General features: G+C 74.4%; 8 protein-coding genes. 5 read left to right on the top strand and 3 right to left on the bottom strand.

The window, feature by feature from the left end:
- Positions 1–137: 137 nt before the first annotated feature.
- From IT780_RS41965 to IT780_RS18570, 3 genes are all read left to right on the top strand, one after another.
- On the top strand, positions 138–2,249 hold the full coding sequence (locus IT780_RS41965; RefSeq protein WP_233413067.1) for a M1 family metallopeptidase: 2,112 nt from the start codon (positions 138–140) through the stop codon (positions 2,247–2,249).
- Between the two features lie 71 nt (positions 2,250–2,320).
- A complete protein-coding gene (locus IT780_RS18565; RefSeq protein ID WP_199512857.1) occupies positions 2,321–5,815 on the top strand; it encodes an ATP-binding cassette domain-containing protein in 3,495 nt (1,164 codons plus the stop codon).
- A 44-nt stretch (positions 5,816–5,859) separates the two neighbouring features.
- Positions 5,860–6,336: a GrpB family protein gene (locus IT780_RS18570; protein WP_199512858.1), complete on the top strand. Its 477-nt coding sequence runs from the start codon at positions 5,860–5,862 to the stop codon at positions 6,334–6,336.
- On the opposite strand, the gene IT780_RS41970 is transcribed toward IT780_RS18570, so the two are convergent.
- Entirely contained in the window at positions 6,296–6,925 is a 630-nt protein-coding gene (locus IT780_RS41970; RefSeq protein WP_307831247.1) for a S1C family serine protease, read from the bottom strand. The genes IT780_RS18570 and IT780_RS41970 overlap by 41 nt on opposite strands.
- Before the next feature lie 438 nt (positions 6,926–7,363).
- On the opposite strand from IT780_RS41970, the gene IT780_RS18580 reads away from it, so the two are divergent.
- Both IT780_RS18580 and IT780_RS18585 read left to right on the top strand, forming a co-directional pair.
- On the top strand, positions 7,364–7,774 hold the full coding sequence (locus IT780_RS18580) for a DUF732 domain-containing protein (protein WP_199512859.1): 411 nt from the start codon (positions 7,364–7,366) through the stop codon (positions 7,772–7,774).
- A 120-nt stretch (positions 7,775–7,894) separates the two neighbouring features.
- On the top strand, positions 7,895–8,188 hold the full coding sequence (locus IT780_RS18585) for a peptidoglycan-binding protein (protein WP_199512860.1): 294 nt from the start codon (positions 7,895–7,897) through the stop codon (positions 8,186–8,188).
- A 56-nt stretch (positions 8,189–8,244) separates the two neighbouring features.
- Here the strand turns inward: IT780_RS18585 and IT780_RS18590 are convergent, their stop codons facing one another.
- Both IT780_RS18590 and IT780_RS18595 read right to left on the bottom strand, forming a co-directional pair.
- A complete protein-coding gene (locus IT780_RS18590; protein WP_199512861.1) occupies positions 8,245–10,089 on the bottom strand; it encodes a Dyp-type peroxidase in 1,845 nt (614 codons plus the stop codon).
- Complete coding sequence (locus tag IT780_RS18595; protein WP_199512862.1) at positions 10,073–10,651, bottom strand: hypothetical protein; 579 nt, start codon at positions 10,649–10,651, stop codon at positions 10,073–10,075. The genes IT780_RS18590 and IT780_RS18595 overlap by 17 nt, the downstream gene beginning before the upstream one ends.
- Positions 10,652–10,744 lie beyond the last annotated feature (93 nt).

The raw sequence follows: 10,744 nt of genomic DNA on the forward strand, positions 1-10,744 counted from the left end.
CCGCGAAACTCCTCGCGATCGGCGAAATACATCGATAACCGCTGATACTTGTCGTGCTCCGCGATCCTGTCAACCGGCTTCTGTCCGAAATGGGCAGTGGGGCAGCGCGCGCCACCGACCGGGACTACCGTGCGGAAATGGTGCGCAGAGCCGTCCTCGCCTGCTCGATCATCCTGTCGCTGGTCATCGCCGGTGCCGCCCCCGCCGGGGCCGCCGGGCCACCCGCCACGCCCGGCGCGCCGGGCATCGGGGACCCGTACTTCCCGCTCGCCGGCAACGGCGGGTACGACGTGCGGCACTACGGGCTCGACATCACGTACACGCCGGAGACCGACGTGCTCGCGGGCGTCGCCACGATCACGGCGACGGCCACGCAGCACCTGTCGTCGTTCAACCTCGACTTCGACGGGCTGACGCTGCGCTCGCTGACCGTCGACGGGCGCCCGGCCGCCACCGCACGGGCCGACGGCGAGCTGACCGTGACGCCGCGCCGGCCGCTGCGCAAGGGTCACCGGTTCACGGTGGTCGCGCGCTACGACGGCGTACCGCAGGTCATCGACGACCCCAACCTGGGCGCCTCGGGCGTCTTCGCCACGGACGACGGCATGACGATCGTCGGGCAGCCCGAGGTGGCGTCCACCTGGTTCCCGGTCAACGACCACCCGCGCGACAAGGCGTCGTACACGATCCGCATCACCGCACCCCGGGGCCTCGAGGCGGTCTCCAACGGCGTCCTGCTGGGCCACACCACCCGGCACGGCTGGACCACGTGGACCTGGGACGCGAAGGAGCCGATGGCCTCGTACCTGGCCACCGCGACCGTCGGCGAGTACGAGGTGTCCGCGTACCGGAAGAACGGCGTGCGCTACTGGGACGCCATCGACCCGAAGCTGTCCGAGCCGGCCGCGCGGCCGCGTACCGGCACCCGGATGGCCGTGTCCCAGCGGGGCGAGCCGTCGTACAAGCGGCTCACGCGGACGATCGCCGTGCCGGCCGCCGGTGGGGACCTGAGCTTCTGGGTCACCCGGGACACCGAGCCGGACTGGGACTTCTTCCTCGTCGAGGCGCGTACGGCCGGCGGCGGCGACTGGACCACGCTCGCCGACCGCAACGGGCACACCAGCAGCGACCCCGGCGCCGTGTGCGGGTACGCCGAGGTGCTGCACCCGTTCCTGCTGCACTACGTCACGCCGGACGGCACGGACTGCACGCCGAGCGGCACGACCGGCACGTGGGCGGCCGCCACCGGGAAGAGCGACGGGTACGAGCAGTGGTCGGTGGACCTGTCGGCGTACGCCGGCCGCACCGCCGAGGTGTCGCTCACCGTGGTCAACGACGAGATCATCACCAACCCCGGCGTGTTCGTCGACGACGTCGTGGTCTCCACCGGCGAGGGCAGCACCTCGTTCGAGGACGGGCTCGGCGGCTGGACGCCCGGCCCGGCGCCGGAGGGCAGCCCGCCGAACCCGGCCACCACGTGGATCTCGGGCACGGTCGAGGACACCCCGCAACCGCCGGGCGTGATCGCGGCCCGGGCCTTCGCCCGCGAGCCCGAGATCATCGGCTTCCTCTCGGGGCTCTTCGGCCGGTACCCGTTCTCCGCATCCGGCGGGATCGTGGACAGCACCACGGCGTTCGGCTTCGCCCTGGAGAACCAGACCCGGCCTGTCTACGCGCAGGGCTTCTTCACCTCCGCGGAGGACGGCGCCGGCGTGGTCGTCCACGAGCTGGCCCACCAGTGGTGCGGCGACAGCCTCGCGGTGCGCCGCTGGCAGGACATCTGGCTCAACGAGGGGTTCGCGTCCTACGCCGAATGGCTGTGGAGCGAGCGCGAGGGCGAGGGCACCGCCCAGGAGGCCTTCGACCTGTACTCCGAGCTGTTCCGCGGCGACACGCAGTTCTGGTCGCTGCCGATCGGCGACCCCGGCCCGCAGCACCTGTTCGACCCGCCGGTGTACGTGCGCGGCGCCATGACCCTGCACGCGCTGCGGCTGACGGTCGGCGACGCCGCGTTCTTCCGCACCCTGCGGACCTGGCCGCAGCTCCACGCCGGGGGCACCGTGACGACGGAGGAGTTCATCGCGCACGCCGAGCGCGTCTCCGGCCGCCAGCTGGACGACCTCTTCGCCGCCTGGCTGTACGGCACGACCCAGCCGGACTCCCCGGCGGGAACGGCCGCCCGGGCGCGAACTGCGCAGGTGGGCCCGCCGTCCGCGGTCGTGCGCCGGGCGATGCACCGGGGCCGGTAATTGCGTTGAGGCCCGTCCCCGGCCGCCGCAGGATGGAGGCACCGCTTCCTCCTGCCGAATGAGGACGTTCGATGCGCCTGCTCCGCGACTTATGGGGTACTTCGCCCCGTCGCACCGCCTTCATCGCCGTCCTCATCGTGCTCGGCGCCGCCGGCCAGGCCGGTGCCCTCGGGCTCGCCGGCGCCGTGCTCGTCAACCGGTCCGTGCCGCTGTTCGGGGTGCTCGCCGCCGCCCTCGTCGTGTCCGTGCTCAGCGACGTGCTCGTCGGGCTCGCCGCCGCCCGGCTGACCGCCGACTGGGCCGCCGCCGTGCGCCGCGGGCTCTGCCGGGTGGCGTTCGGCCAGGACGTGCCCACGCTGGAGAACACCCCCGTCGGCGAGCTGCTGGACCGCATCGACAGCGACGTCTACCAGGTCGGCTCCGAGCTGCGCGGCAGCGGCGTACGGCTGGCCCAGTCCCTGGCGGTGGCCGTGCTGTCCGTGGTCACCGCGTTCTTCGCGTGGTGGCCCGCCGCGCTCGGCATGGTGCTCGTGTCGGTCCTGCTCGTGGCCGTCATGAACAAACCGATCCAGCGCATCTCCCCCGCGCGGATCAGCGAGGAGGAAGCCTGGTCCGACCTGGCCGCGGTGATGGAGGAGGCGATCCACGGGCAGGACGACGTACGGACCAGCCTCGCCGCGCCGTACGTGCGCCGCCTCTACGCCCAGCGCGCCCGTGAGGTGCTGCGCCGGGGCCGCCTGGTGTGGCGGATGTCGTCGCGGATCACGATGGGCGCGGGCGCGATCACCCGGACGCTCATCGCGGTGCTCGTGGTCGGCGGCGCGTGGGCGCTGGCGGCCGGCCACATCGACGGCGCCCGGCTGACCGCGGTGTGGCTGCTGGCGCTCGGCTTCGGCGGCACGCTGGAGCACGTCACCCGGATGGTCCCCGAGCTGCAGAACGCGCTCGGCGCCTGGAGCCGCGTGCAGCTGCTGCGCGGCGTCGAGCAGGAACCGGCCGGCGGGCAGCCCCCGTCCGACGGCGACCTGGTCGTGCGCGACCTCACGTTCCGGTACGGCGAGTCCGACAGCGCCCGCCCGGCCGCGCTGCGTGGGGTCAGCCTCACGTTCCGGCGTGGGCGGTCGTACGCGCTCATCGGCCGTACCGGTTCCGGCAAGTCGACGCTCGCCAAGGTCCTGACCCGCGCGGTCGACGTGCCGCGCGGCACGGTGTTCCTCGCCGGTACGGACATCAACGACCTCGACATCGAGGGCCTGCGCCGGTGGACCGCGATCGTGCCGCAGCGCACCGAGATCCTGGCCGGCACGCTCGCCGAGAACATCGCGCTGTTCGACGAGGACCTGCTGCCGCGGGCCGCGACGGCCGTGGCCGAGCTGGGGCTGAGCGGCTGGGTGGAAGGGCTTCCGGACGGCATCGACACCAAGCTCGGCGACGGCGGCTACGTGCTGTCCGCCGGGCAGGAGCAGCTGGTCGCGTTCGCCCGGATCCTGGTCCGCGACCCGCGCGTGGTCATCCTCGACGAGGCGACCGCACGGATGGACCCGGTCACCGAGACCTGGGTGCAGCGGGCCACCGACCGGCTGCTGCAGGGCCGCATCGGCGTGATCGTGGCGCACCGGCTCTCCTCGGTGCAGCGCTGCGACGAGGTCGTGGTGCTCGCCGACGGCCAGGTGCTGGAGGCCGGCCCCCTCGCGGGGTCACGCCGCTTCGCCGAGCTGCTGGCCAGCTCCAGCGTCGCCGCACCGGCCCGTTCCGGCAGCGGCGCGGCGGCGCAGGCGGACCCGGGCGGAGGGGGCGTCGCCGTGCTGGAGCGGGAGGCGGTCGAGCCGGTCCGCGCCGAGCTGGGCAACACCCTGCCGCTGGCCGATCCCCCGCCGCTGCCGGAGGAGCCGCCGGCCCGCACGATGCGCGAGATCTTCCGGCTCACCACCAACGACGCCCGGTACGGCCTGGCCGCGCTCGGCCTGTTCCTGGTCCTCGTGCTGCTCGGCCTGGACGGCGCGATCCTGCCGCTGCTCTGGTCACATGTGGTCGACGGCGCCGGCGACCCGATGTGGCCGGCGCTCGGCATCGCGGCGGGGCTGCTCGTGGCGATCCCGTCGCTGTTCTACACCGGCGCCTGGTTCCCCGAGTGGTGGGTGCGCCAGATGCTGCGGATCAGCCTGCGGCTGGTGCACGGGCAGATCGGGCCGCGCCGGGTCAGCAAGTACACGCCGGCCGAGGTGGTGGCCCAGGGCGGCGACACCGAGCGGGTGGTGATGCTGGCCGACAACCTCATCGACACCTCGATCAGCCTGGTCGTGATCGTCACGATGACGGTGGCGTCGCAGTCGCTGGTCCCCGCCGGCTTCTTCGTCGGGACGATGGTCGTGTCCGGCCTCATGGCGACGCTGTTCGGGCCGCGGCTCGAGCGGGCGGCCCGGCGTACGGTGGCGGCCCGCGCGGCCTTCGCGACGGCGCTGGTGTCCTCGCTGTCGGCGGCGCGCACGGTCAAGCTGGCCGGCGCCACCGTGCCGGTGCTCCAGCACCTGGCCGGGCTCGACGAGGTCCGCAGCGAGCGGCAGCGCCGGGAGATCGCCATCCAGGTGTGGGCCCGGTCCACGCCGTCGGTGCTCAGCGGCCTGCTGCCGATCGCCGCCTGGGCGATGTACCTGTCCGGGGAGCTGTCGGCGGCGGCGACGCTGATCGCGGTGGCGGTGCTCGGCTCGGCGCGGTGGTTCGCGTGGACCACGGCCTCGCTGGTGTCGCACTTCCCGTCGGCGCGGGTCTGGACCCGGCGCACGGTGGCGATGGCCGGCGAGTCGGCGTACTCGTCCGCGGTTCCCGGGGTGGACATCGCGGCGGGTACGGCCGACGCCCCGCCCACGCCGCCGCGGGTGCCGCTGCAGCGCCTGGAGCTCACCGGCTTCAGCGCGGTGCACGAGAACGGCACGGTCGGCGCGCAGGACGTCGACCTGACCGTCGAGAAGGGCGAGCTGGTGCTGGTCGTGGGCCCGGTCGGCGCCGGGAAGTCGTCGCTGCTGCGGGCCCTCGCCGGCATCGTGCACCACACCGGCACGCTGGCGTGGAACGGCCGGCCGGTCGGCGAGCCGGAGACGTTCCTGCGGCCGAACCAGGTGGGCTACGTCGCCCAGCTGCCGCGGGTGCTGTCCGGCACGGTCGCTGACAACATCCAGCTCGGGCACGAGGTCGACGCCGCGGACGCGGTGACGACGGCGCAGCTCGAGCACGACCTGGCGGCGGCCGGCGGCGGTCTGCAGCTGCTCATCGGCCACAAGGGCACCCGGCTGTCGGGCGGCCAGCTCCAGCGGCTCGCCCTGGCCCGGGCCCTGGCGCCGCGTACCGAGCTGCTCGTCGCCGACGACGTGTCCTCGGCGCTGGACGTCACCACCGAGCTGGACCTGTGGCGCGCGTTGCGCGAGCACGGCGTCACGGTGATCGGCTCGACGTCGAAGCGGGCGGCGCTGTCCCGCGCCGACCGGGTGGTCGTGCTGATCGGCGGCCGCGCGGTGGCCCAGGGCACGTGGCGCGAGCTCGAGGACCGCTACGGCCACCTGGCCGGGTGAGCCGCGGCGACGCGCCGGCCAGCCCCTTCACAAGGAGGTGACCCGTGCGGTTGCGGCCCGCCGAGACCGTCATCGCCGCGGCCCGGCGCATCGAGCGGGACGTCCGCGAGCGCCTGGCCCCGCTGCTGCCGGCGCACGAGCTGACGCTGACCGGCGGTAGCTCGGTGCCCGGTGCGCTCACGAAGGGCGACGTGGACCTGCACCTGACGGCCGCGCCCGCCGACTTCCCGCAGACCGTCGCGACCCTGCGCGGCCTGTACGCCGTGGTCCACCCGGAGATCTGGCAGGACACGCTCGCCACGTTCGCGCTCGAGGCGGAGCTGCCGGCCGGGCTGGCGGTCACACCCGCCGGGAGCGAGCACGATGTCCGGTTCCGGCGCGCCTGGCAGCTGATCGCCGCCGACCGACGGCTGCTGGCCGAGTACAACGCGATGAAGCTTGCCGGCCCCGAGGGCTACGAGCAGCGCAAGTCGGCGTTCTTCACCCGGCTGACCGGGCCTGCGCCTCGAGCCGGTCGATGACCTGGGTGACCGTACCGGCCGGGATCGCGAAGCCCACCCCGACGCTGCCGGTGCTCTGGTCGCTCGCCGTGGCGATCGCGACGTTGATGCCGATGACATTGCCGGAGGTGTCGACCAGGGCGCCGCCCGAGTTGCCCTCGTTGATCGCCGCGTCGGTCTGCAGCAGGCCGGTGAGCTTCTCCGACCCGGTGTCGACCTCCCGGTCGAGCGCCGAGACGATGCCCGAGGTCACCGTGCCCTCCAGGCCCAGCGGGGCGCCGAACGCGAGGACCGTGTCGCCGACCGCCACGCTGTCGTCCGTGCCGAAGGTGGCCGGGGTCAGCCCGGACAGCCCGCTCGCCCGCACCAGCGCGAGGTCGTGGGTGGTGTCGGCCGCGACGACCGAGGCCGGGACCGTACGCCCGTCCGCCAGCCGTACGCTCACCGTGCCGCCCGAGGCGATGACGTGGTTGTTGGTGAGCACCAGGCCGTCGGCGGTCAGCACGACCCCGGAGCCCAGCGACGACTCCGTACGGCCGTCGACGAGGACGGTGACGATGGTCGGCGACACCTTCGCCGCGACGGCGGCCAGGCCGGTGCGCCCGGTCACCGCGGAGGTGGCCGTGGCAGTCGCGGCGGCGGCCGGGCCGGGGTTGGCGTAGCGCTCGGCGACGACGGCCCCGGCCGCACCCCCGCCGGCGACCAGCGCGAGCAGGGCCGCACCCCCCGGCGACGCGGCGGGGCCAGCGGCTTTCTCCCCGGCCGCGGTGGCTGACGACGTACGGCGGCAGCGGCGGTACGGGCGGCCCGGCGGAGGTGGGGTGGTCGGTGTCCGCGGGCCGGGTCAACAGATCGGTCATGGCTGAGCCTCCTTGGGTGCCTTCACTGTCGCCCGGCGACTTGTCAGCTCGCGGTGAGCCCTCTGTGGGTTCGCTGAGTGCCGCGGGTCACCCGTGCGGGGCACGGCTGACCCGGTGTCCGTCGCCGCTGCCGCTCCCGCCCGTTAGACCTGCGCACAGCTGGACACGATCGGCGGGGGATGGACGAGATGACGAAGCGGCTGCCGGCGGTGGCGATGCTCCTGCTGGCCCTGAGCGGGTGCGGCGACGACGCCGGCACCTCACCGGCGAGGACGCCGTCGCCCGCGACCAGCACCGTCGCCCCTTCGACGACCGCCACGACCCGGACCGCCGCCGGTGCGGACGCTTTCGTGGCGGAGGTGCGCCGCAGCCTGCCCGAGGTCGCCGCGGACCGCCGGGAGGACGAGATCGGCGCCGTCGCGCGGCGGGCCTGCGCCGCGCTGGCCAAGGGCGACGACGCCGACGCGATCGTGGCGCAGACCCGTACCCTCGGCACCGTCGACGCCGAGGCCGTCGACGAGGCCACCGCCCGGGAGCTGGTCAAGCTGGCGATCGACACGGTCTGCCCGGACCAGGACCGCCGCGTCGACGAGTTCTGAGGGCGGCGGTCGGCCGAAAGTCGCAGCGGATCCACAGCAGGTCAGGACCGCGGTCCGATGTCCTGCACAGCTCGCCGGCGGATTCTGGGAGCAGATCACGAGAGCCCTGCGGAGGTAGCGATGTCGGCACGAGGAATGCTGAGTGTGGTCGGGACCGCCGTCGGCGGCCTGATCGGCTGGAACGGCGAGCCGGTACCGGCCGCGGACCCGGCGGCGGTGCGGGAGCTCTTCGCCGATCTCGGCCTGACGGTGGGCCCGGACCCGGCCGGCCTCGACGCGGCCATCCGCCGCTTCCAGGACCGGGTCGGCCTGGAACCCGACGGCGTCGCCGGGCCGCACACGGTTCACCTGCTCACCCGGTACGCCAAGGAGGCCCGCGAGCTGCGCCGCTTCGAGCGCGCGGCCGCCGCCTGACGACCGGCGCCACCAGCAGCGGCGCGACATCGCGGCGCAGCGTCAGACCGGCGCGGTCACCGCCCGGTCCGCCCGGCGAGGGCCGCGAGCGCGGTGAGGCCGGGCAGCAGGAAGTATTCGCCGCCGCGGCAGGTGACCAGCGGCCGCGGGATGGGCACGTACGCCGGCGGTTCCCCCTCGACCAGCACGCGCGCCCCCGGACCGCCGGCCGTGGTGAAGACGTCCTGCTCGCCGCCGCGGCCGAACACGTTGCCGTCGGCCATCCATTGGGTCTGCACGAACTCGAACTGCCGGTGGATGTCGCCGACCACGGCGAGGAAGAGCAGCCCTCGCTCCCGCGCGTCGTCCGGAACCCCGTCGGGCAGCTCCGGCCCGTACGGGATGCCGCGCCGCAGCATCATGTGCCGCCGCGACAGCCGGATGCCCCCGGGCAGGGTACCGAGCGGGTTCGCCCGGCGTACGTGCGAGGCGACCGGGCACCGCTCCAGCGAGGAGCCGTCGATCGCCCGCCCCACCAGCGCGGCGGCCACGTCGCCGGCACCACCCTCGAACCGGTCCGCGACGGCCGCCGTGGTCTCCCGGAACGCGGCGACGTCCTGCTCGAGCTTGCGGTAGACCAGGAAGCTGCCGTTGCGGGCCAGGTCGGCGGGGATGCCCCGGCCGGCCGCGTCGCCGTCCACATCGGGCAGGCCGAGGACGAACTCGCCGGGCGGCAGCAGCTCGTCGCCGGCGCCCTCGTCGTACCCGTCGATCTTCGGGGTGGACAGGCCGTCGGCGAACCCGAAGTGCTCGACGAAGGTGCGCCGGCCGCCCCGGTCGGCCAGCAGGCGGTCGCCGCGGATCTCCCCTGCGACGGTGACGCCGGCGTCCGGCCCGGTCCCGGCGCGCAGCTCGCGCAGCGACGCGTCGAGGATCTCCCGCGTGGTGGCGGAGACCATGAGCACCGCGTGCACCGCGCCCGGGCGATCGAACGGGGCGGCCCAGGGACCGGTGCCCCGCCCCGGCGACAGCGCGGCCTCGCGGGCGTACATGCCGGCGCGGAACTCGTCGGGGAAGGCGTCCAGCTCGGCACCGGTGACGCCCAGCGCGGCCAGGCCGGCGTGGCTCAGGCCCAGGTGCAGCGCCCGGTTGGGCCGTTCCTGCACCTCGGCGGCGGAGGTCACGCGCGGCGCCAGCTCGCCCAGCCAGGATCGGGCCGCGTCCGGTCCGGCGAAGCGCAGGAAGAGGTGGGCCGCCGCATGGTGGTGGCCGAAGCCACGCAGCACCATGCCCTGGATGTCGCCGAGCCGCAGCGCCTCGGAGACCACCGCCCGGGGCCGCTGCGGCACGGGCGCCGGGCCCGACGTGGTCAGCGCGGGGACCCGGCCGGCGTTCCCCTCGGCCGCCAGCGCCGCGAGCCGGCGGCGCATCCCGGCCGCCTCCCGCAGCTCGCCGACCGTGCCGCCCGGCGCGCCGGCGAAGGTGTAGTCCGCGCGCTGGCTGCGCTCCACGAAGAACCGTACGAAGCCGGCCGCGCGCTCGCTGCCGGGGTATCCGGTGCAGTGCTCCCAGATCGCGTCGGCCTGCGGCCCGAGGGCCCGCATCCCGGCGAAGAAGCGCTCCTGCGGCCCGTCCACCGTGGCGGTCAGCAGCAGGTACGGGTGCGGCAGCCGGTCCGGGCGCGGCCCCCGCCCGGCGTGCACCACGAGGTCGAGCAGCCGCGCCTTCCAGCGCCACACGGCCGGGCGGACCTGCGCGACGACGTCCTCGACGACGACCAGCCGTACCACGTGGACGCCGGGTACGTGGGCGAACGGCGTACCCGCCTCCCGCAGGGTCTTGCGCAGCGCCTCCACCCGGTCGTCGGCGATGCGGGCCAGGACGGTCACGGACCGGGTACCCCGGTCAGGCTGCGAGGTCATCGTCACGCTCCCATGCGTGCAGGTCACCCTGGACGGCGGCCAGGAACCGCGGCCACGCCGGGTGGGCCGGCGCGTCGGCGGGATCGGTGTCGCCGAGATGGTCGCTGTAGGCGTCGCGTACCCGCAGCGCGGCGGCGATCTCGCTCACCGAGGACTCCGGGTACGCCGACCAGTAGTGGTCGACGGGCAGGTCGTTGCGCCGGATGTAGCGGCGGAACGGCTCCGTGGGCAGCGCGCCCGGGAAGCCGTACGACCAGCCCCAGATCAGCGCCATCCGCAGCGGGATGACGATGGAGAAGGCGTCGATGTACTCGTCCCAGTCGCCGTTGAAGTCGCTGCGGAACAGCAGGTACGCGTACCGCGTGCGGCGCTCCTGGCCCGGGAACCGGGTGATGACGCTCCAGTGTGCGAAGTGGATGAACGACATGTCCTGCAGGTCCCGGCTGGGCCCGAGGCGCTTGCGCAGGTACAGGATCGCCCGCAGCGGCCCCGCCCACAGCCTCGGCATCGGGCTGAGCACGGTGAGCGCCGTGCTCCGCCCGGAGTGCCCTGTTCCGTTCATGGCTGGCTCCCCCGGTGGACGCTCGCCCGGCCGGCCGGCGCCGACGCGGTACTGACATCCTCGTATGCGGACAACTCGTATGCGGCCAACCGG

Source organism: Nucisporomicrobium flavum (genome assembly GCF_016464385.1).
GTDB classification, from domain to species: domain Bacteria; phylum Actinomycetota; class Actinomycetes; order Mycobacteriales; family Micromonosporaceae; genus Actinoplanes; species Actinoplanes flavus_A.